This is a genomic window from Arthrobacter sp. ASL1 (genome assembly GCF_056680475.1).
In genome coordinates, this window is the sequence record NZ_CM155284.1 from 3,566,043 (window position 1) to 3,585,859 (window position 19,817).

The 19,817-nt window shown below is 69.6% G+C and carries 18 protein-coding genes and 1 pseudogene; 13 read left to right on the forward strand and 6 right to left on the reverse strand.

Annotated elements, in window-relative coordinates; translation table 11 throughout:
- Window positions 1–86: 86 nt before the first annotated feature.
- Genes AC1MEQ_RS16865 through pcp form a run of 3 tightly spaced genes read left to right on the forward strand, consistent with a single transcriptional unit; the run spans window position 87 to window position 2,115 of the window.
- Entirely contained in the window at window positions 87–1,046 is a 960-nt protein-coding gene (locus tag AC1MEQ_RS16865; protein ID WP_479792359.1) for a cation diffusion facilitator family transporter, read from the forward strand.
- A complete protein-coding gene (locus AC1MEQ_RS16870) occupies window positions 1,043–1,504 on the forward strand; it encodes a (deoxy)nucleoside triphosphate pyrophosphohydrolase (protein WP_479792360.1) in 462 nt (153 codons plus the stop codon). The genes AC1MEQ_RS16865 and AC1MEQ_RS16870 overlap by 4 nt, the downstream gene beginning before the upstream one ends.
- Window positions 1,501–2,115 carry a pyroglutamyl-peptidase I gene (pcp, locus tag AC1MEQ_RS16875; RefSeq protein ID WP_479792362.1) on the forward strand — a complete coding sequence of 205 codons (615 nt, stop codon included), beginning with the start codon at window positions 1,501–1,503 and terminating at the stop codon, window positions 2,113–2,115. The genes AC1MEQ_RS16870 and pcp overlap by 4 nt, the downstream gene beginning before the upstream one ends.
- Here pcp and AC1MEQ_RS16880 read toward each other — a convergent pair.
- Both AC1MEQ_RS16880 and AC1MEQ_RS16885 read right to left on the reverse strand, forming a co-directional pair.
- Window positions 2,087–2,545, reverse strand: coding sequence for a hypothetical protein (locus AC1MEQ_RS16880; RefSeq protein ID WP_479792364.1), 459 nt, complete (start codon window positions 2,543–2,545; stop codon window positions 2,087–2,089). The two genes, pcp and AC1MEQ_RS16880, sit on opposite strands and share 29 nt — an antisense overlap.
- 1 nt (window position 2,546) lies before the next feature.
- Window positions 2,547–4,463 carry a penicillin-binding transpeptidase domain-containing protein gene (locus AC1MEQ_RS16885; protein WP_479792365.1) on the reverse strand — a complete coding sequence of 639 codons (1,917 nt, stop codon included), beginning with the start codon at window positions 4,461–4,463 and terminating at the stop codon, window positions 2,547–2,549.
- 167 nt (window positions 4,464–4,630) lie between these two features.
- Here AC1MEQ_RS16885 and pheS point away from each other — a divergent pair, with 167 nt between their 5' ends.
- Window positions 4,631–5,716 (forward strand): phenylalanine--tRNA ligase subunit alpha, encoded by a 1,086-nt coding sequence (gene pheS / locus AC1MEQ_RS16890; RefSeq protein ID WP_479792367.1) that lies wholly within the window; start codon window positions 4,631–4,633, stop codon window positions 5,714–5,716.
- 2 nt (window positions 5,717–5,718) lie between these two features.
- Complete coding sequence (gene pheT / locus AC1MEQ_RS16895; protein ID WP_479792370.1) at window positions 5,719–8,265, forward strand: phenylalanine--tRNA ligase subunit beta; 2,547 nt, start codon at window positions 5,719–5,721, stop codon at window positions 8,263–8,265.
- 75 nt (window positions 8,266–8,340) lie between these two features.
- Here the strand turns inward: pheT and AC1MEQ_RS16900 are convergent, their stop codons facing one another.
- The 3 genes and pseudogenes from AC1MEQ_RS16900 to AC1MEQ_RS16910 form a co-directional block, all read right to left on the reverse strand.
- Window positions 8,341–8,844 carry an aminoacyl-tRNA deacylase gene (locus tag AC1MEQ_RS16900; RefSeq protein WP_479796167.1) on the reverse strand — a complete coding sequence of 168 codons (504 nt, stop codon included), beginning with the start codon at window positions 8,842–8,844 and terminating at the stop codon, window positions 8,341–8,343.
- A 108-nt stretch (window positions 8,845–8,952) separates the two neighbouring features.
- Window positions 8,953–9,417 (reverse strand): annotated as a pseudogene (locus tag AC1MEQ_RS16905) (DUF2087 domain-containing protein); the annotation flags it as partial.
- 2 nt (window positions 9,418–9,419) lie between these two features.
- Window positions 9,420–10,406: a quinone oxidoreductase family protein gene (locus AC1MEQ_RS16910; protein WP_479792372.1), complete on the reverse strand. Its 987-nt coding sequence runs from the start codon at window positions 10,404–10,406 to the stop codon at window positions 9,420–9,422.
- Between the two features lie 140 nt (window positions 10,407–10,546).
- On the opposite strand from AC1MEQ_RS16910, the gene argC reads away from it, so the two are divergent.
- From argC to AC1MEQ_RS16940, 6 genes are read left to right on the forward strand one after another with little or no spacing between them, the layout of a single operon-like run.
- Entirely contained in the window at window positions 10,547–11,578 is a 1,032-nt protein-coding gene (gene argC, locus AC1MEQ_RS16915; protein WP_479792374.1) for an N-acetyl-gamma-glutamyl-phosphate reductase, read from the forward strand.
- Window positions 11,575–12,777 (forward strand): bifunctional glutamate N-acetyltransferase/amino-acid acetyltransferase ArgJ, encoded by a 1,203-nt coding sequence (argJ, locus tag AC1MEQ_RS16920; protein ID WP_479792376.1) that lies wholly within the window; start codon window positions 11,575–11,577, stop codon window positions 12,775–12,777. Before argC ends, argJ begins: the two co-directional genes overlap by 4 nt.
- A gap of 13 nt (window positions 12,778–12,790) precedes the next feature.
- A complete protein-coding gene (gene argB / locus AC1MEQ_RS16925) occupies window positions 12,791–13,738 on the forward strand; it encodes an acetylglutamate kinase (RefSeq protein WP_479792377.1) in 948 nt (315 codons plus the stop codon).
- Entirely contained in the window at window positions 13,735–15,009 is a 1,275-nt protein-coding gene (locus tag AC1MEQ_RS16930; RefSeq protein ID WP_479792379.1) for an acetylornithine transaminase, read from the forward strand. The genes argB and AC1MEQ_RS16930 overlap by 4 nt, the downstream gene beginning before the upstream one ends.
- Complete coding sequence (gene argF / locus AC1MEQ_RS16935; RefSeq protein WP_479792382.1) at window positions 15,006–15,983, forward strand: ornithine carbamoyltransferase; 978 nt, start codon at window positions 15,006–15,008, stop codon at window positions 15,981–15,983. Before AC1MEQ_RS16930 ends, argF begins: the two co-directional genes overlap by 4 nt.
- Window positions 15,980–16,495, forward strand: a complete 516-nt coding sequence (locus tag AC1MEQ_RS16940; RefSeq protein WP_479792383.1) for an arginine repressor — start codon at window positions 15,980–15,982, stop codon at window positions 16,493–16,495. Before argF ends, AC1MEQ_RS16940 begins: the two co-directional genes overlap by 4 nt.
- An 81-nt stretch (window positions 16,496–16,576) precedes the next feature.
- Here the strand turns inward: AC1MEQ_RS16940 and AC1MEQ_RS16945 are convergent, their stop codons facing one another.
- Complete coding sequence (locus AC1MEQ_RS16945) at window positions 16,577–16,993, reverse strand: ankyrin repeat domain-containing protein (protein ID WP_479792385.1); 417 nt, start codon at window positions 16,991–16,993, stop codon at window positions 16,577–16,579.
- A gap of 132 nt (window positions 16,994–17,125) precedes the next feature.
- Here AC1MEQ_RS16945 and AC1MEQ_RS16950 point away from each other — a divergent pair, with 132 nt between their 5' ends.
- Entirely contained in the window at window positions 17,126–18,334 is a 1,209-nt protein-coding gene (locus tag AC1MEQ_RS16950; protein WP_479792387.1) for an argininosuccinate synthase, read from the forward strand.
- A 2-nt stretch (window positions 18,335–18,336) separates the two neighbouring features.
- Window positions 18,337–19,758 (forward strand): argininosuccinate lyase, encoded by a 1,422-nt coding sequence (gene argH / locus AC1MEQ_RS16955; protein WP_479792388.1) that lies wholly within the window; start codon window positions 18,337–18,339, stop codon window positions 19,756–19,758.
- Window positions 19,759–19,817: the final 59 nt, after the last annotated feature.

Genomic DNA, 19,817 nt, shown 5'->3' on the forward strand with positions numbered 1-19,817 from the left:
AGCGGACCGGAAGTGGCCGGCCGGCGTAGTAGCGTGTCGGTAGACGATTCCCGACGGCGCCCCGCGCCACGACAGAGGCGGAGAACATGGCAGCATCCGGTGGGAGCAAGGCGGTCATCGCGGCATTGGCGGCGAACCTGACCATTGCGGTCTTCAAATTCGTGGCCTGGCTGCTGACGCAGTCATCGTCCATGCTCGCGGAGGCGATCCACTCGGTCGCGGACTCGGGCAACCAGGTGCTGCTGCTCGTGGGCGGCAAGCGGTCCAAACGCCAGGCCAGCCCCGAGCACCCCTTCGGGTTCGGACGGGAACGCTACATCTACGCGTTCATCGTCTCCATCGTCCTTTTCACCGTCGGCGGGCTCTTCGCCCTGTACGAGGCGTACGAGAAGTTCAAGGACCCGCACGGCATCGAGGGCCCCTGGTGGTGGGTCCCCATCGCCGTCCTGGTCGGCGCGATCATCGCCGAGGCGCTGTCCTTCCGCACGGCCATCCGCGAGGCGAACCACGTCCGCGGCACGACCGGCTGGGTCCAGTTCGTGCGCCGGGCCAAGGCCCCCGAGCTGCCGGTCATCCTGCTGGAGGACCTGGGCGCCCTGATCGGCCTGTTCTTCGCCCTGATCGGCGTCGGATTGACCTTGCTGACCGGCAACGGGCTCTTCGATGCGGCGGGAACCGCGATGATCGGGCTGCTGCTGGTCTGCATCGCGATCATCCTGGCCGTCGAAACGAAATCCCTGCTGCTCGGCGAGGCCGCATCGCGGGAGAACATCGCGAAAATCGAAGCGGCCATCACGTCCGACGGCACCACGATCATCCACCTCAAGACGCTGCATCTGGGCCCGGACGAGATCCTGGTGGCCGCCAAGATCGGGATCTCCCGCGGGGTCACTGGCGAGGAGATCGCCGGGTCCATCGACGACGTCGAATCCCGCATCAGGGACGCGGTCGCGACGGCCACGGTGATCTACCTCGAACCAGACATCCCCCGGGCCGGGGCCGCCTCCGCGAACGTTGCCGGGAACGACGACGGTGCTCCGCGGTGAGTGGGCTGAAACAGATCGTCGGAGCAGCCCTGGTCGATGACCTGGACGCCCCGACCCGGCTCCTGGCCGCCCGCCGCACCAGTCCTCCGGCCTTGGCCGGGATGTGGGAATTTCCCGGCGGCAAGGTGGAACCGGGTGAATCGTGTGAGACCGGGTTGTTGCGTGAACTAAGCGAGGAACTCGGCATCGTGGCGGAGCTCGGGACCGAAATCGAGGGCCCGACCGACCAGGGCTGGAAGCTCGCGGGCCCAGCCGCCATGCGCGTGTGGCTCGCCGCGATCACCGGCGGGGAACCGGCTCCGTTGGAGGACCATGACGAGTTGCGGTGGGTGGACCTGGCCGGCGACGCAATCGCCGCCCTGGCCTGGATCCCCGCCGACGTGCCGATCGTCGAGGCCATCGTGTCACGCCACGCAGCCACACCCGCAGCAGCGGACCAGGGGGGCGGTGCGCGATGATCCTGCTCACCGGATTCGAGCCCTTTGGCGGTGACGCCACGAACCCCTCCATCGTGGCCGCACGCCAGGCGGCCGGGGAACTCAGTGCGGCGGGCCAGCCGGCCACCGCCGTCGAGCTGCCGTGCGTCTTCGCCACGGCACCGGGAGCCCTGCGACAGGCACTGAAAACGCACCAGCCGGAGCTGGTCATCTGCATCGGCCTGAACGCCGGAACATCCGCCATCACGCTGGAACGGGCCGCCCTGAACGTCATCGATGCCCGCATCCCGGACAACGCGGGGGAACAACCCATCGACGTGCCGGTCGTCGCCGGAGGGCCGGCTGCCTACTTCACGACCCTGCCCATCAAGCGCACTCTGGCGGGGCTGCTTGCCGCCGGCCTGCCCGCCCAGGTTTCCCAGAGCGCGGGCACCTTTGCATGCAACCAGGTCTTCTACACCCTGATGCACGAGCTGGCAGGAGGCGGGGTGCGCGGCGGCTTCGTCCATGTCCCCCCGACGGGCGCTGGCGGTGCCGACCCCGGGCAGCTCGCGCGCGGGCTGTTTCTCGTGGCCCGCGAGGCCCTGGACCCCGCCGCGGACCTCAGCCTCGGTGCCGGCTCCATCGCCTGAGCTCGCGCAGGACGTCGGCGGCGGACCGGACCGGCCGTTCGATGTAGCCTCCCGCAGCCAAACCGGCATCGCGCTCGAAGGCGTTCCGGGAGGCCGGATCGCCGGCGCGCCACCATGAGTAGCCGGCGGCCACCGCATACAGCGCCAGGAACGGCAGACCCAGGCACACCGCGTACTGCGTGCTGTGCCGGTCCTCGTGGGCAACCAGGCCCGGGAAGCGGGCCGGGTCGTCGTAGCGCGGGCGGAACAGGACCACATTGCCGACGGTGAAGGCTCCGGCAACCGGCAGCCGTGGGCGGTAGCCAGCGGCGAAATACAGACCGCGTCCGCCCTCGACCACCCGACACCCCGCAGCCCGGGCGACCAGCAGCCCGCCGGGGGTCGAGAGGTTCACCCAGTTGGCCACCGACCGCACCCGCAGCCAGTCCACCTCAGCCGCCGGCCCGCTGGACGCCGGTGAGGAAGTCGCGGACCAGCGGGCCGGCGGTCTGGGCGCCGCCGTTGCCCTCGGCCACGAACGCCGCGACGGCCAGGTCTCCCTGGATGGCGATGACCCAGGCATGGGCGTTGCGGTCGGCGTCGTATTCGGCCGTGCCCGACTTGCCGTAGACGGTCGGGCCCGGGATCTTCTGCAGGTCCACCAGCGTCCCGTGCGTGACGGTGCCGGCCATCATCTTCTTCAGTTCGGATGCTTCGCCGGAGGCCAGTTTCTTGGTGGGGGACTCGGCCGCATCCGGCTTCGGGGTGGCCAGCAGATGCGGGGAGACCGTCTGGCCGGCGGCCACCGAGGCGGCAACCGTAGCCATGCCCAGCGGCGACGTTTCGACCACACCCTGGCCGATCCCGTTGGCGGCCAACGTGGTTCCCGTCGAATCGTCGGGAATCGATCCGAGGAAGGCGGCCGCGCCGACGGAGGGTTTGGCGTTCAGGCCGAGGGAGGCTCCCGCGTCGGTGAGCTGGCCGGCCTTCATGGTGGAGGCCCCCTTGACGAAGACGGTGTTGCACGACTGCGCGATGGCCTCCGAGAGGGGGATCGTGCCCAGCTTGGCATCGGGGTAGCCGTCGTAGTTCTTGAACTCCTTGCCGTCGATGGTCAACGTGGCCGGGCACTTGACCTCGCTCGTGGGTTTGTCTCCCGCTCGCAGCATCGCCAGTGCCGTGACGACCTTGAAGGTGGAGCCCGGGGCGTATTTGCCGAGCATCGCGGTGTTCAGGCCCCGGTCCGCCGGGCCGGAGGCGGCGGCGAGGATGGACCCGTCGGAGGGGCGGATGGCCACGAGTGCCGAGGCCGGATCGACCTGGGTGAGCACCTTCTCCGCGAGCTTCTGTTTCGCGGAATCCAACGTGACGACGATGTTCTTGCCGTCGACGGGTTTCCGGCTGAACAGCTGGCGGACCTGCTGGCGCGAGGAATCGTAGACGTCCACCGAATAGCCGGTGGTCCCCGAGAGCCGGTCGTTGTATTGGGACTGCAGGCCGGAGAGCCCGACGACGTCGCCGGCCTTGATCTTCCCCTTCGACTTTTCGACGATCTCAGCCGTGGCCTGTCCGACGCTGCCCAGGATCGGGCGCGCGAAGGTCCGGGTAGGTGCCAGCGGTTCGGTGTCGGGGATGGCCCGGCCTCCGGGGATCGCCTTGATCTTCGTGTCGGTGGCGGTACGGTCCGCGTTGTCCCGCAGGGTGATCGCCTCGACGAACGCCTTGTCGCCGGCGCCCTTGACCTTGGATGCATAGCTGGCCGCGTCGATGTCGACCAGATCTGCGAGTTTCTTGGCCGCGCTGGCCGCCTGGCCGGCATCCAGGCGGGTCTTGTCGATGCCCACATGGACGACGGGCCGGTCCTTGACCAGGGCCTCCTTGTCGGTGCTGCGGATCTGACCGCGTGCGGCCTTGCTGGTCTTCAGGGCCACGTACTGGCCGGTTTCGAGTCCGGGAAGGGCGATGGAGGGGGCATAGTCGACCTGCCACGCCTTGGCGTCGGCATCGTAGGCGAGCTGGGCGGTGCTGCCGTAGGTCCAATCCGTTTCCGTGTCGTCCAGGTCCCACACGGTCTTGAGCTCCGCGGTCGCCGTTGGCGTGTCCTGGTTCTCGGAGGTCTGCACCGACTGGACGGTGGTCGTGTGCTTGACATCCTTCAGCGGGGCGAACGCCTCGGACAGGGCCGTGGATGCGGCCGAGGGGTCCTCGCCTTTCAGGGGCACTGAGGAGAAGTCAAAGGTCTCCAGGGCCTTGGCCAACGATTCGGCGGTGGGCTGGGGGTCCGGGACCTGCGGCGAGCACGCGGACAGGCCCCCCAGGGCGAGTGTGGACAGGACGGTCGTCAGCGCCAGGCGCCGGGCTACATGCATGGTGATCATTATTGCCGGGGTGTGGAGCCGATCACAAGGCGGCGCATATGCGCCTCCCGCGTCGGGAACCGGCAGGTGACGCGCATTCGGGCCGGTGGGATCGAACTACTAGACTGGGTCACAGCAACAGGACCACACCGCGATTGTGAAAAGGGCTGTACACCCCCATGTCTGAACCCACGCCACCCAACGGTGGAACCACCGAGGCCGCGAGCACGGCACCACACCCCACCGACGAGGCAGCCGTCCAGTCGGCGGTTGAGGCGGCACTGGCGGCGTTCGCCGACGCCGTGGACCTCGAATCCCTCAAGGCTGCACGCCTGGCCCATACGGGTGAGAAGTCGCCGTTGTCGCTGGCCAACCGCGAGATCGGCCAGCTGGACAAGGCAGACAAGGCCACGGCCGGCAAGCTGATGGGTGCCGCCCGCGGCCGCGTCAACAAGACACTGGCCGCGCGCACCACCGTGCTGGAGGAGGAACACGCGGCCCGCATCCTCGTCGAGGAGGCCGTCGACGTCACGGCGGCCCCGCACCGCCGTCGTGCAGGAGCCCGGCACCCGCTCTCCACCCTGCAGGAACGCGTCAGCGACATCTTCGTGGGCATGGGCTGGGAGATCGCCGAAGGCCCCGAGGTCGAGTCCGAATGGTTCAACTTCGATGCCTTGAACTTCCCCCCGGACCACCCGGCCCGCGAAATGCAGGACACCTTCTTCGTGGACCCGCCCGAGTCGCATCTGGTCCTGCGCACGCACACCTCCCCGGTGCAGATGCGCTCGATGCTCGAACGCGACCTGCCGGTCTACGTGCTGTGCCCGGGCAAGACGTTCCGCACCGACGAACTCGACGCCACCCACACCCCGGTCTTCCACCAGTTCGAGGGCCTGGCCGTCGACAAGGGACTGACCATGGCCGACCTGCGTGGCACGCTGGAGCACTTCGCCCGGCAGATGTTCGGTGCCGAGGCGGCCATCCGGCTGCGCCCGAATTTCTTCCCCTTCACCGAGCCCTCCGCCGAGATGGACATCTTCCACCCCGGCGCCAAAGGCGGTCCGCAGTGGATCGAATGGGGTGGTTGCGGGATGGTGCACCCCAACGTGCTGCGCGCCGCGGGCATCGATCCGGAGGTCTACTCCGGGTTCGCCTTCGGCATGGGCATCGAGCGCACGCTCATGTTCCGCAACGACGTCCCGGACATGCACGACATGATCGAGGGCGACATCCGCTTCAGCGAACACTTCGGGATGGAGATCTAGAGATGCGCATTCCCCTGTCCTGGTTGCGCGAATACGCGCAGGTACCGGCCGACGCCACGGCCGAAGACGTCATGGCCGAGCTCGTGAAGGTCGGCCTCGAGGAGGAGGACGTCCACCGTCCCACCGACTCCCTTTCCGGTCCCATCGTGGTGGGCCAGGTGCTCACACTGGTCAAGGAACCCCAGTCCAACGGCAAGACCATCAACTGGTGCCAGGTCCGCGTGGTGCCCGAGGGCCAGCCGCAGACGCTGACGAACGAGGGCATCGACCCCTCGGGTGTGCAGGGCATCGTCTGCGGTGCCCACAACTTCGTCGAGGGCGACAAGGTCGTGGTGACCCTGCCCGGCGCCGTGCTGCCCGGGGACTTCGCGATTTCGGCCCGCAAGACCTACGGCCACCTCTCCGCCGGCATGATTGCCTCGGTCCGCGAGCTGGGCATCGGCGATGACCATGACGGCATCCTGGTCCTCTCCACCCTGGGCCTGGATCCCGAGGTCGGCACCGACGCCATGGGGCTGCTGGGCCTCTACGACCAGGCCGCGGAAATCAACGTCACCCCGGACCGCAGCTACTGCTTCTCGATCCGCGGGGTGGCCCGCGAATACGCGCACGCCACCGGCACGCCGTTCACCGACCCGGCGACCGGGATCACCGTGCCCGTAGCCTCCGGGCCCGGCTACCCGGTGCGGATCGCGGACGACGCCGGGGCGTACGCCGCGCCGGGCTGCGACCGTTTCGTGGCGCGCATCGTCACCGGGGTGGACGCCTCGCGCCCGACCCCGCCGTGGATGGCCTCGCGCCTGCGGCTGGCCGGGATGCGCTCGATCTCGCTGGTCGTGGACATCTCCAACTACGTGATGCTCGAGCTCGGCCAACCGCTGCACTTCTACGATGCCGACGCCTTGCGCGGTGACATCGTCGTGCGCCGGGCGACGCCGGGGGAGCAGCTGCAGACCCTGGACGACAAGGTCCGCACGCTCCACGAGCAGGACGTCGTCATCGCCGACGACCGCGGGCCCATTGGGGTCGCCGGCGTCATGGGTGGTGCCGAGACCGAGGTGTCCGGGACGACGACGCGCGTGCTCATCGAGGCGGCCCACTTCAACCCCATCGCCATCGCCCGCTCCCGCCGCCGGCACAGGCTGCCCTCCGAGGCGTCCAAGCGCTTCGAGCGCGGGGTGGACTGGGAAGTCGCCGACGAATCAGCCCAGCGGGCCGTCGAGCTGCTCGTCGAGCTGGCCGGAGGCACCGCCGAGGACACCGCCACCGATGTGGGCACCCGCCCCGAACCGGCGGTCATCGACTTGCCCGAGGGATTCGCTTCCCGCCTGATCGGCGTCGACTATACCCCCGAACAGGTCCAGACTGCCCTGGTCGACCTCGGGGCCGGCGTCGAGGAGGCCGCCGGCGGGCTGCGGGTCACCGCGCCGTCCTGGCGGCCCGACCTGCGCATCCGCGAGGACCTGGTCGAGGAGATCGCCCGCCTGGTCGGCTACGAGAAGATCCCCGCGACCCTGCCGGTCGCCCCGCCCGGCCGTGGCCTCACCCGCGTCCAGCAGCAGCGCCGCCGCGTCATGCAGGGACTGGCCGACGCCGGCCTGGTCGAGGTGCTCAGCTACCCGTTCGCCTCCGCGGCGCAGAACGACACGTTCGGCACCCCGACCGCCGGCGAGGAGGTGGCCTCAGTGAAGCTGGCCAACCCGCTCTCCGCCGAATTCGGGTTCCTGCGCACCAGCATCCTGCCCGGGCTGCTGGAGACCGCACGCCGGAACCTCTCGCGCGGGTTCCGCGACCTGGCCGTCTACGAATCCGGGTTGGTCTATCTGCCCGGTGAGGGCGTGCTCGGCAGCCCCGAGATCCCGCCGCTGGGCGTGCGTCCGGCCGACGAGGTCCTGGACGGGCTGGACGCCGGCCTGCCGGACCAGCCGCAGCATATCGGTGCGGTGCTGTTCGGCCACGACTCGGCCCCCTCGGCCGGCTCCGCGCCGCAACCCCACGACTGGGCCTCGGCGCTGGACGTCGCCCGCCTGATCGGGGACATCCTCGGCGTCGAGCTCGTAGTCTCCCAGGGCAGCCACCAGGCGTTCCACCCGGGACGCACCGCCGCCCTGGCGCTGCGCACCGGTGAGCACGTCGGCTACGCCGGCGAACTGCACCCGAAGCTGCTGGCGGAGTTGGATCTGCCGGCCCGCTCGGTGGCCATGGAGGTCAACGCGGATGCGCTGTTCGACGCTGCAGCCGACCTCGTCGTGGCCCGGCCGCTGTCGACCTACCCGCTCTCCACCCAGGATGTGGCCCTGGTCGTGGACCGCGACGTCGTCGCCGGCGACGTGCTGGAGACCCTGCGCCTGGGCGCCGGCGAGCTGCTGGAGGACGTCGCGCTGTTCGACGTCTACCAGGGCCCGGGCATCGAGGAGGGCAAGAAGTCACTGGCCTTCGGGCTGCGCTTCCGCGCCGCCGACCGGACGCTGACCGCCGATGAGGCCTCCGCATCGCGCTCGGCAGCGGTCGCGGCGGCCGCCGAGAAGTTCGGCGCCGTCCAGCGCTGACCGGACCCCCTCCGACGAAGGGACAGGAACCTCCCAGCGGGGTTCCTGTCCCTTCTCCGGGCGTGCGGCGGGGTGTCAGGGCGCGGGTGGGTCCGAGAGGTCGGCCACGGTCGCCTCCAGCGCCCGCAGGGCCCGGTCCGCATCCAGCGTGAGGCCGACACCGTGGGCACCGCCGCCGATCGAGATCGAGCGTCCTGCCATTTCCCGGTCCGCGTACACGGGCAGGACCCGGGCGGCGCCGAACGGGGTGATCGTCCCGCGCTCGTATCCGGTGACGTCCCGAGCTTCCGCGGCGTCCGGCATGGACAGGCGGTTGGTGCCCAGCAGGGCGCGCAGCTTCGGCCAGGAGAACGTCCGGTCCCCGGTCACGAGGACGAAGACGTAGTCGTTGTCGCTGCGGCGGATGACCAGCGTCTTGATGAGGTCACGGGGTTCGATGCCGCGGGCCGCGGCGGCCTCGGCCAGGCTGGAGACCCGACCGTGGCGCGTCACCGACACCTCGAGTCCGGCGGCGCGGGCAGCGGCAGCGGCCGGGCCGTCGTCTCCGGTTCCGGCTCGGGTACCCGGCCCGGTGGGCACAGCGTTCTCCGTGGCGGATCCAGATCCCGGCGCCTCCGTGCCGGCCAACGCATAGGCCGAGCCGTCGGGGGAGCGGGATGCCAGCCCCGCGTCGACGAGGTAGCGGCGCAGGGCTACGGGATCGTTGGTGATTCGTTCCAGCCGGGAGGTGACCTCCGGCTCGGAGAGCACCTCGCCGGGGGACAGTGCCCGTTGCGCGGCCCACTCCAGGAGCTGATGGCGCTGGGCCGGTTTCGCGGGAAAGGCATGGATGTGGTCGTCGCGGACGAACTTGTCGATGACCTCGTTGCCGGAGGCGGGCCGCGCCGCGGCCGCCGGGGTGGAGAGCAGCGCGCGCAGGCCGGCGGCATCGATTCGCCACTCGGCGTCCTCGTCGCGGGCCAGCAGGCCAGCGGCGGCAAGCTGTGCCAGCCCCTTGTCCCGGCGCCCGGCCGCAACTGTGGTGTCCCGCTGTCGTGCCTCGTCGGTGATCACCTCGGCCAGCAGGAGCCGTTGCTCCGCGTTGGCCAAGGCGGCCACCACCGGTCGCCAGCCCTCGGCGGCCGGTGCCGCCCCGTCGTCGTGCCGTGTCATGGTCAGCCGCGATCCGTCGCGCCGCCGGGCACCAGGATGACCTTGCCGGTCGTCGCGCGCGACTCCAACGCCGTGTGGGCGGCGCCGGCATCCTCGAGCGCGAATCGCTCCCCGATGGCGACGTTCAGCGTGCCCGCGGCGACCAGCCCGAACAGTTCGGTGGAGCGCCAGCGCCGTTCGTCGGCGTCGAGCAGGAAGTCGGCGAGCTTGGGCCGGGTCACCGTCAGCGACCCGTGGGCGTTGAGCTGCTGGAGGTCGAACGGGGGGACCTGTCCGGAGGCGCCGCCGAAGAGGACCAGGGTGCCGCGGGTGCGCAGCGCATCGAGTGAGCCCTCGAAGGTGTCCTTGCCGATGCCGTCGTAGACTGCCGCGACGCCGGCACCGCCGGTCAGTTCGCGGACGCGGTCGGGGACCTCATCGTAGGCCAGGACGTGGTCGGCGCCGGCGGCCCGGGCCAGCTCGGCCTTGTCGGGGGTGGAGGTGGTCGTGATGACCGTGGCCCCGCGGAGCTTGAGCAGCTGGATGAGCAACTGGCCCACCCCACCGGCACCGGCGTAGGTCAGCACGGTGTCCCCCGGCTGGACCCGGTAGCTGTTGTTGATCAGGTAGTGGGCGGTCATGCCCTGCAGGGGGAGGGCGGCGGCGACCTCGTCGGAGACGCCGTCGGGAACGGGCAACGCCTTGTCCGCGTCGAGAACCATGAATTCGGCATAGCTGCCCGACCCCTCGGCCGTGGCCACGCGGTCGCCGACGGAGAACCCGGCCACGTCCGCTCCGACCTCCTCCACGGTGCCTGCACCCTCGGACCCGGGGACGAGGGGGTAGCGGACCCGGTAGACGCCGGAGCGCTGGTAGGTTTCAATGAAGTTGACCCCGGCGGCGGCGACGCGGACCAGCAGCTGACCGGGCCCCGGGACCGGGCGGTCGACCTCGACGCGTTCGAAGACCTCGGGGCCACCCGCGTGGGGGACCTGCAGGGCATAGGGCATGATGGGGGCTCCTTCGTTCGTACGCGGTCGTTGACCTCACTGTAGGCCGCGCGGGCGGGGCGCCGCAGCCCGCGGTGGCCCCGCGCACCTTGATGAATAATTATTAGCCATGGTGCATAAGTTCGTTGTAGGCTGTTGCCATGAGTATTTCGGTAGCCGTTTCCGGGGCCAGTGGATATGCGGGCGGAGAGGTGCTGCGCCTGTTGGCCCACCACCCCGACGTCACCATCGGGGCCATCACCGCGCACAGCAACGCCGGGCAGCAACTCGGGGCCCTGCAACCGCACCTGCACGCGCTCGCCGACCGCACACTCGTGGACACCACCGCCGAGAACCTGGCCGGTCACGACGTCGTCGTCCTGGCCCTGCCACACGGTGCCAGCGCCGCGATCGCCGCGCAGCTCCCGGAGACGACGCTGGTCATCGACGCCGGAGCGGACCACCGGCTCGAATCCCCGGACGCCTGGGAGACGTTCTACGGCGGCGAGCACGCCGGACACTGGCCCTACGGGCTGCCCGAACTGCCCGGCCAGCGGGAGAAGCTGCGCGGGGCCACGCGCATCGCCGTGCCCGGCTGCTACCCGACCTCGGCCCAGCTGGCCCTGGTCCCCGGATTCGCCGCGGGCCTGCTCGAGGCCCACGACGTCGTCATCGTCTCCGCTTCCGGGACCTCCGGTGCGGGCAAGTCGATGAAGCCCCACCTGCTCGGCTCCGAGGTCATGGGCGGCATGAGCCCCTATGGCGTCGGCGGCGGGCACCGACACACCCCCGAGATGGAGCAGGGCTTCAGCGCCGCCGCCGGCGAACCGGTCGGCGTCTCCTTCACCCCCACGCTGGCCCCCATGGCCCGCGGCATCCTGGCCACGGCCACCGCACGGGTCAAGCCCGGGGTCGACGCCGCGGCGCTGCGCACCGCCTGGGAGGCCGCCTACGCAGATGAGCCGTTCGTCCACCTGCTACCCGCCGGCCAATGGCCCTCCACCAAGGCGGTGCAGGGCTCCAACCACGCGACGCTGCAGCTGGCCTACGACGAGCACGCCGGCCGCGTGATCGTGGTCTGCGCCATCGACAACCTCGTCAAGGGCACCGCCGGCGGTGCCGTGCAGTCCATGAACATCGCCCTGGAACTGCCCGAAACCCGCGGACTCGAACTGGAAGGCATCGCACCATGAGCAACGCCCCAACAACGCAACCCGGTGGATCCGCCGTCGGCGTCACGGCCGCACCCGGCTTCCGCGCCGCCGGTGCCACCGCCGGGCTGAAGGCCTCCGGCACCCCCGATGTGGCGCTGGTCGTCAACGACGGGCCGCTGCATCATGCGGCCGCCGTCTTCACCTCCAACCGCGTTGCCGCCGCCCCCGTGCACTGGTCGCGCCAGGCGGTCTCCGACGGGCGCGCCGACGCCGTGTTCCTGAACTCCGGCGGGGCCAACGCCTGCACCGGTGCCGAGGGGTTCCAGAACGCCCACACCACCGCCGAAGCGACCGCAGCCGCGCTGGGCATCAGCGCCGGCGACGTGCTGGTCTGCTCCACCGGACTGATCGGCGAGCAGCTGCCGATGGACAAGATCCACGCCGGCATCACCACCCTTTCCGGGGCGCTGGCCGGGGGAGCGGGGAACGACGGCGGTGCTGCCGCGGCCACCGCGATCATGACCACCGACACCGTCCCCAAGCAGGCCGGCTTCACCGGTTCCGGCTACACCATCGGCGGGATGGCCAAGGGTGCCGGCATGCTCGCCCCCGGCCTGGCCACCATGCTGGTGGTCCTCACCACCGATGCCGACCTCGCGCCGGCCGAACTGGACGACGCGCTGCGGGGCGCCACGCGGGTCAGCTTCGACCGTGCCGATTCCGACGGCTGCATGTCCACCAACGACACGGTCATCCTCATGGCCTCCGGCGCCTCCGGTGTCCGGCCTGATGCGGATGAATTCGCCGAGGGGCTGGCCGGGATGTGCACCGACCTGGCCCGCCAGCTCATTGCCGACGCCGAGGGCGCCGCCCACGAGATCAGCGTCCGCGCCTTCAACGCAGCCAGCGTCGAGGACGCCGAGGAGGTCTCCCGCGCCGTGGCCCGTTCGAACCTGTTCAAGACCGCGATCTTCGGCCAGGACCCGAACTGGGGGCGCGTGCTCTCCGCCGTCGGGACCACCGGTGCCGCCTTCGAGCCCGACCGGCTGGACGTGGCCATCAACCAGGTCCAGGTGTGCCGTGCCGGTGGCATCGGCGAGGACCGTTCGCTCGTGGACCTGTCCGGACGCCAGGTCCTGGTGGAGATCGATCTCCACGCTGGGGACGCCGAGGCCACGATCTGGACCAACGACCTCACCCATGACTACGTGCACGAGAATTCCGCCTACTCCAGCTAGGACGCTGCCGATCATGAACACCCCCACCACTGCAGGCCCCCAGGAAACGCTCTCCGGGGATGCCTGGGACACAGCGCACCGCAAGGCCGAGGCGCTGATCGAGGCCCTGCCCTGGATCCAGCACTTTGCCGGGTCCACGATGGTCATCAAATACGGCGGGAACGCCATGGTCAACGACGAGCTGCGCCGGGCCTTCGCCGAGGACATCGTCTTCCTGCACCACGTGGGCATCCATCCGGTCGTCGTCCACGGCGGCGGGCCGCAGATCAGCTCCATGCTTGAACGCCTGGGTATCGAATCCGAATTCCGCGGCGGGTTGCGGGTGACGACGCCGGAGGCCATGGACATAGTGCGCATGGTGCTCACCGGTCAGGTCGGCCGCGAACTGGTCGGGCTGGTCAACTCCCACGGCCCCTACGCCGTGGGGCTCTCCGGCGAAGACGGCGCGCTGCTCCAGGCCGTCCGCACCGGTACCGTCGTCGATGGCGAAACGGTCGACCTGGGCCTGGTCGGCGAGGTCACCGGCGTCGAACCCCGGGCTCTGGTCGACCTGCTGGCCGCCGGGCGCATCCCCGTGATCTCCACGATCGCCCCGGAGGTCGGGGACGATGGTGAACCCACCGGCCAGGTGCTCAATGTAAACGCCGACACCGCCGCGGCCGCCGTGGCCTCGGCCCTCGGTGCCTCGAAGCTGGTCATCCTCACCGACGTCGAGGGTCTCTATTCCGACTGGCCCGACCGCTCATCGCTGGTGTCGTCGCTCACCGTTGCCGAATTGCGGCGGATGATGCCGCGGCTGGAATCGGGCATGATCCCCAAGATGGAAGCCTGCCTGAAGGCGGTCGAGGACGGCGTCGAACGGGCGCACATCGTCGATGGACGCCAACCCCATTCGATGCTGCTCGAGGTCTTCACCTCCGCCGGCGTCGGCACCCAAGTGGTCCCGGAGGAACAACCATGAACCAGACACCGACGACCCCAGCTGCCCAACCGCTGGCCGAGAGCGGCGAATTGGCTGCACTGCATGGACTGCATTCGGCCGAGCTGACCCAGCGGTACAACGCCTCCCTGATGGGCGTCTTCGGCACGCCGCAGCGGGTCCTGGTCCGCGGATCCGGCTGCGTGGTCTGGGACGCCGATGGCCGTGAATACCTTGACCTGCTCGGCGGCATCGCAGTCAACGCGCTGGGCCATGCCCACCCGTTCCTGACCTCCGTGGTTTCCAGCCAGCTGGCGACACTGGGCCACGTGTCCAACTTCTTCACCAGCCCCACGCAGATCGCGCTGGCAGAGAAGCTGCTCGGCCTGGCCCGTGCGCCGCAGGGATCGAAGGTCTTCTTCGCCAATTCCGGCACTGAGGCCAACGAGGCTGCCTTCAAGCTCGCCCGGCGCAACGACGGGGCGGGGACCGCCACGCCGCGGCGGCGCATCATCGCCCTGGAGAACGCCTTCCACGGCCGGACCATGGGTGCCCTGGCGCTGACATGGAAGCAGGGATACCGCGAACCCTTCGAACCGTTGCCCGGGGGGATCGAGTGGGTTCCCGCCGGTGACGTCGAAGCACTGCGCGCGGCGGTCGACGAGAGTGTCGCGGCGGTCTTCATCGAACCGATCCAGGGCGAGGCCGGGGTGCGCGGATACCCGCGGGGCTACCTGCAGGCCGCCCGGGAAATCACCCGGGCCGCCGGCGCGCTGCTGATCATCGACGAGGTCCAGACCGGCATTGGTCGCACGGGCGCCTGGTTCGCCTCCGAGGGGATCGAACCGGACGCGATCACGCTGGCCAAGGGGCTCGGCGGTGGGTTCCCCATCGGTGCCCTGATCACCTTCGGGGAGCGGACTTCGACACTGCTCTCAGCCGGCCAGCACGGGACCACCTTCGGCGGCAACCCCGCGGCCACCGCCTCCGCACTGGCGACGTTGCACGTCATCGAGAGCCAGGGGCTGCTGGATCACGTGCAGGACATGGGACTACTCCTCACAGCGGAGCTCGGGAAGCTGGATTTCGTCACCGACGTCCGCGCCCATGGGTTGCTCGTTGGCTTCGACCTCGAGGCCGACGTGGCAGCAGCCGTCGTGCGTGCCGCACTTGAGGCAGGGTTCATCATCAATTCCACCGGGCCGGCATCCTTGCGCCTGGCCCCGCCGCTGATCATCACCGCCGAACAACTACAGACCTTTGTCGACTCACTACCCGGCCTGTACGCCACGGCCCAGGAGGACCACGCATGAGCGCCCCGACCATCCGCCATTTCCTGGTCGACACCGACCTGACGCAAGCCGAACAAGCCGAGGTCCTGGACCTTGCCGCGGCGATGAAAGCCGATCGCTTTGGCTACCACCCCTACGCCGGGCCGCAGACGGTCGCGGTTTTCTTCGACAAGACCTCCACCCGCACCCGGGTTTCCTTCGCCGCGGGGATCGCCGAGCTTGGCGGCACGCCGCTGGTCATCAACGCCGGGGAATCGCAGCTGGGCCACAAGGAGTCCATTGCCGATTCCGCCCGCGTGCTGAGCCGCATGGTCTCCACCATCGTCTGGCGCACCTACGCGCAGGCCGGACTGGATGAGATGGCCGCCCACAGCCGGGTGCCGGTGATCAACGCGCTCTCCGACGACTACCACCCGTGCCAGCTGCTGGCCGACCTGCTGACCATTCGCGAGCACAAGGGCCAGCTGTCCGGTCTCTCCATGGCCTATCTCGGTGACTCCGCCAACAACATGGCCAACTCCTACCTGCTGGCCGGGGTGACCGCCGGAATGCATGTGCGCATCGCCGGCCCGCAAGGCTACCTTCCGGACGAGGCGGTCGTCGCGGCGGCCCGGGCCCGCGCCGCCGAGACCGGTGGATCGGTGACCGTCACCACCGACGCCGCACAGGCGCTGGCCGGAGCCGACGTCGTCGCCACCGATACCTGGGTCTCCATGGGCCAGGAGGACGAGAAGGCGGAACGCGTGAAGCTCTTTGGCGACTACCGTGTCGACGAAGCCGCCATGGCACGCGCCGCCGATGGCGCGATCGCCCTGCACTGCCTGCCGGCCTACCGTGAATACGAAATCGCCGCCGAAGTCATCGACGGGCCCCAGTCGGTCGTGTGGGACGAAGCCGAAAACAGGTTGCACGCCCAGAAGGCCCTGATGGCGTGGGTGATGGCCAAGTCGGGACTGGCCGCGGTCGAGGGCATCTCGGAGGGCCGGCAACGATGAGCTCACAGCCGGGCATCCAGCCCACCACCAAGATCGCCCGCCAAGCCCGTATCAAGGCAATCCTGGGGGCAGGTTCGGTGCGTTCCCAAGCCGAGCTCGCGGCATTGCTCGCGGCCGACGGAGTCCAGGTCACCCAGGCCACGCTGTCACGTGATCTCGTGGAAATGGGCGCCATCCGCGTCCGCGGCGTCGAAGGCGGACTCGTCTACGCGCTGCGCTCCGAGGGAGGGGACCGGGCGCCGCAGACCGGCATCACGCAGGAGGTACTGGACGCGCGGCTGGCCAAGCTCTCCGCCGACCTGATCGTCACCGCCGAGTCGTCGGCGAACATCGTCATCCTGCGCACCCCGCCCGGCGCGGCGAACTTCCTGGCCCTGTCGATCGACCATTCGATCATGCCCGACGTTCTCGGGACCATCGCCGGCGACGACACCGTCATGCTCATCACCCGCGACCCCGCCGGCGGCGCCGACGTCGCCGCACGCTTCCTGGAATTGGCCAACCCGCAATAGGCCGGCGCCGCTCAGCGGGGGAGTGCCGGTTGGCCGGTCCCCAGTCGATGGGCCGAACGCGGCTGGACCGTGCCCGGCTTGCTAGAGGTATTCTCCGATGAGCTCGCGCATGGCCGGCAGGTCGAACATTTCGGTGACCGCCAACGCGTTCTGTGGCCCGAGTTTCGGATCCGCGCCGGCATCCAGGAGGAAGCGCGTCAGTTCTTCGTTCTGGCGGAAGACGGCGCAAGTCAGCGCGGACTGGCCCTTGTCGTTGAGGCGGTCCACCGTGGCCCCGCGTTCAACCAGGGCACGTGCGAGGTCGTTGCGGCCGTTGTAGGAGGCCAGAATCAGGAGGGTGTCGCCCTTGTGGTCGGTGAGGTCCGCCGGCAGGCCCTCGGTGACGAGGGCCAGCAGCTTGTCGGCTTCCCCTTGACGAGCCAGGTCGAAGGTGGAATGAAGGAAAGCCAGTTCCTCTTCGGTGAGTTCCGGCGGGGTCTGGTCTGCTGGCTCGGTCATGCGTTTAAGCCTAACCGTCGTGGCGCAAGGGGCCGCATTGCATCGTTTGCATAGTTATGTAGACTAGTGAATAAGAAATGAATATTCCGGCGCGAAGCAGCTCCGGAACCCCCAATCCCAGAGGAGAACCCCGTGAAGGAACGCATTGTCTTGGCCTATTCCGGCGGCCTGGATACGTCCGTGGCCATCGGCTGGATCGGCGAAGCCACCGGTGCCGAGGTCATCGCCGTGGCGGTTGACGTCGGTCAGGGTGGCGAGTCCCTCGAAACCGTACGCGACCGGGCTCTGGGCTGCGGCGCCGTCGAGGCCTACGTGGCCGACGCCCGGGACGAGTTCGCCAACGAGTACTGCATGCCCACACTGCAGACCGGTGCGCTCTACCAAGACCACTACCCGCTGATCTCGGCCATCTCCCGGCCGGTCATCGTCAAGCACCTGGTCACCGCCGCCAAGCAGTTCGGCGCCACCACCGTCGCCCACGGCTGCACCGGCAAGGGCAACGACCAGGTCCGCTTCGAGGTCGGCATCCAGACGTTGGGCCCGGACCTGAAGTGCATCGCCCCGGTCCGCGATCTGGCCCTGACCCGCGACAAGGCCATCGACTACGCGGAGAAGAACAACCTCCCGATCGAGACCACCAAGAAGAACCCGTTCTCCATCGATCAGAACGTCTGGGGCCGCGCCGTGGAGACCGGCTACCTTGAGGACATCTGGAACGCCCCGACCAAGGACGTCTACAGCTACACCGATTCGCCGGAGTTCCCGCCAGCCCCCGACGAGGTCACCATCACGTTCCGCTCGGGCATCCCGGTGGCCATCGACGGCGTGGCCGTCACCCCACTGGAGGCCATCGAGCAGATGAACCGCCGCGCCGGCGCCCAGGGCATCGGCCGCATCGACATCGTCGAGGACCGCCTGGTGGGCATCAAATCCCGCGAGATCTACGAGGCACCCGGTGCCATGGCACTCATGGAGGCCCACAAGCACCTCGAGAACATCACCATCGAGCGCGAACAGGCCCGGTTCAAGTCCACCGTTTCCCAGCGTTGGAGCGAACTGGTCTACGACGGCCAGTGGTTCTCGCCGCTGAAGCGCTCGCTGGACACCTTCGTGGCCGATACGCAGCGCCATGTCAACGGCGACATCCGCATGGTGATGCACGGCGGCAGGGCCGTCGTCGAGGGCCGCCGCTCGGAGACCGGCCTGTACCGCTTCGACCTGGCCACCTACGACACCGGCGACGCCTTCGACCAGTCCAGTGCCCGCGGTTTCATCGACATCTTCGGCCTCTCGGCCAAGGTCGCCACGGAGCGCGACGAGCGCGTGGCCGAGGGCAAGTAGGCATGCCCGAGTCACACGGCACCAACGAGGGCGCGCTGTGGGGTGGCCGGTTCTCCGGCGGCCCCGCGGATGCCCTCGCGGCCCTGAGCAAGTCGACCGACTTCGACTGGCGGCTGGCCCGCTACGACATCGCCGGATCGCGTGCACACGCCCGCGTCCTGCACACTGCGGGCCTGTTGGACGCGGCCGAACTCGAGGGCATGATCACTGCCCTGGACCAGCTCGAATCCGACGTCACCGACGGCACCTACACGGCTGCCGAATCGGACGAGGACGTGCACGGTTCGCTCGAGCGCGGGCTGATCGAACGCGCCGGCCCGGCGCTGGGCGGCAAGCTGCGCGCCGGACGTTCGCGCAACGACCAGATCGCGACGTTGGGACGGATGTTCCTGCGGGACCATGCGCGGGTCGTTGCCCGCGGCGTGCTGGCGACCATCGATGCACTCATCGACCAGGCCGAGGCGCACCCGGATGCGGCCATGCCGGGGCGCACCCACCTGCAGCACGCGCAGCCGGTGCTGCTGGGGCACCACCTGCTGGCCCACGCCTGGGCGCTGCTGCGCGACGTACAGCGGCTCGCCGACTGGGACCGCCGGGCGGCGGTCTCCCCCTACGGATCGGGTGCCCTCGCCGGCTCCTCGCTGGGGCTGGACCCCAACGCCGTCGCCGCGGACCTGGGCTTCGACTCGGCCACCTGGAACTCGATCGACGGCACCGCCGGCCGCGACGTCTTTGCCGAGTACTCCTGGGTCGCCGCCATGATCGGCGTTGACCTGTCGCGGATCTCGGAGGAGGTCATCCTCTGGGCGACCAAGGAGTTCTCCTTCATCACGCTGCACGACTCCTATTCCACGGGGTCCTCGATCATGCCGCAGAAGAAGAACCCCGACGTCGCCGAGCTCGCCCGCGGCAAGGCCGGACGCCTCATCGGCGACCTGACCGGGCTGCTGGCCACGCTCAAGGGCCTACCGCTGGCCTACAACCGGGACCTGCAGGAGGACAAGGAACCGGTGTTCGACGCGACCGACACCCTGGAACTGCTGTTGCCGGCGGTCTCCGGGATGATCGCGACGCTGAAGTTCAACACGCCGCGCATGGCCGAACTGGCGCCGTTGGGGTTCGCATTGGCCACCGACATCGCCGAATGGCTGGTCCGCCAGGGTGTGCCGTTCCGCGACGCGCACGAGCTCTCCGGTTCGGCCGTCCGCCAGGCCGAATCGCGCGGCGTCGAGCTATGGGACCTGACCGACGCGGAATTCGCCGCCATCTCCCCGGAACTGACCCCCGCGGTCCGCGAGGTCCTGAGCACCGCCGGCTCCTTGGGTTCGCGGTCCTCGCAGGGCGGCACGGCACCGTCCGCGGTGGCCGCACAGCTGGCCGCATTGAAGGAGCAGCTGGCCCCCCTGCGCGACTTCGCGGCCTGAGGCTCCCACGCCACACACCTACCGCCGTCGTCCACGCTGGACGACGGCGGTAGTCTGCT

What these genes read in the sequence shown, in the direction of transcription:
- argF (WP_479792382.1), top strand. Translation starts at nt 15,006, where the DNA reads ATGAGCGCCCCGACCATCCGCCATTTCCTGGTCGACACCGACCTGACG.
- pheT (WP_479792370.1), top strand. Translation starts at nt 5,719, where the DNA reads ATGCGCATTCCCCTGTCCTGGTTGCGCGAATACGCGCAGGTACCGGCC.
- AC1MEQ_RS16945 (WP_479792385.1), bottom strand. Translation starts at nt 16,993, where the DNA reads ATGACCGAGCCAGCAGACCAGACCCCGCCGGAACTCACCGAAGAGGAA.
- AC1MEQ_RS16885 (WP_479792365.1), bottom strand. Translation starts at nt 4,463, where the DNA reads ATGCATGTAGCCCGGCGCCTGGCGCTGACGACCGTCCTGTCCACACTC.
- argH (WP_479792388.1), top strand. Translation starts at nt 18,337, where the DNA reads ATGCCCGAGTCACACGGCACCAACGAGGGCGCGCTGTGGGGTGGCCGG.
- argC (WP_479792374.1), top strand. Translation starts at nt 10,547, where the DNA reads ATGAGTATTTCGGTAGCCGTTTCCGGGGCCAGTGGATATGCGGGCGGA.
- argJ (WP_479792376.1), top strand. Translation starts at nt 11,575, where the DNA reads ATGAGCAACGCCCCAACAACGCAACCCGGTGGATCCGCCGTCGGCGTC.
- AC1MEQ_RS16940 (WP_479792383.1), top strand. Translation starts at nt 15,980, where the DNA reads ATGAGCTCACAGCCGGGCATCCAGCCCACCACCAAGATCGCCCGCCAA.
- pcp (WP_479792362.1), top strand. Translation starts at nt 1,501, where the DNA reads ATGATCCTGCTCACCGGATTCGAGCCCTTTGGCGGTGACGCCACGAAC.
- AC1MEQ_RS16930 (WP_479792379.1), top strand. Translation starts at nt 13,735, where the DNA reads ATGAACCAGACACCGACGACCCCAGCTGCCCAACCGCTGGCCGAGAGC.
- AC1MEQ_RS16910 (WP_479792372.1), bottom strand. Translation starts at nt 10,406, where the DNA reads ATGCCCTATGCCCTGCAGGTCCCCCACGCGGGTGGCCCCGAGGTCTTC.
- AC1MEQ_RS16865 (WP_479792359.1), top strand. Translation starts at nt 87, where the DNA reads ATGGCAGCATCCGGTGGGAGCAAGGCGGTCATCGCGGCATTGGCGGCG.
- argB (WP_479792377.1), top strand. Translation starts at nt 12,791, where the DNA reads ATGAACACCCCCACCACTGCAGGCCCCCAGGAAACGCTCTCCGGGGAT.
- pheS (WP_479792367.1), top strand. Translation starts at nt 4,631, where the DNA reads ATGTCTGAACCCACGCCACCCAACGGTGGAACCACCGAGGCCGCGAGC.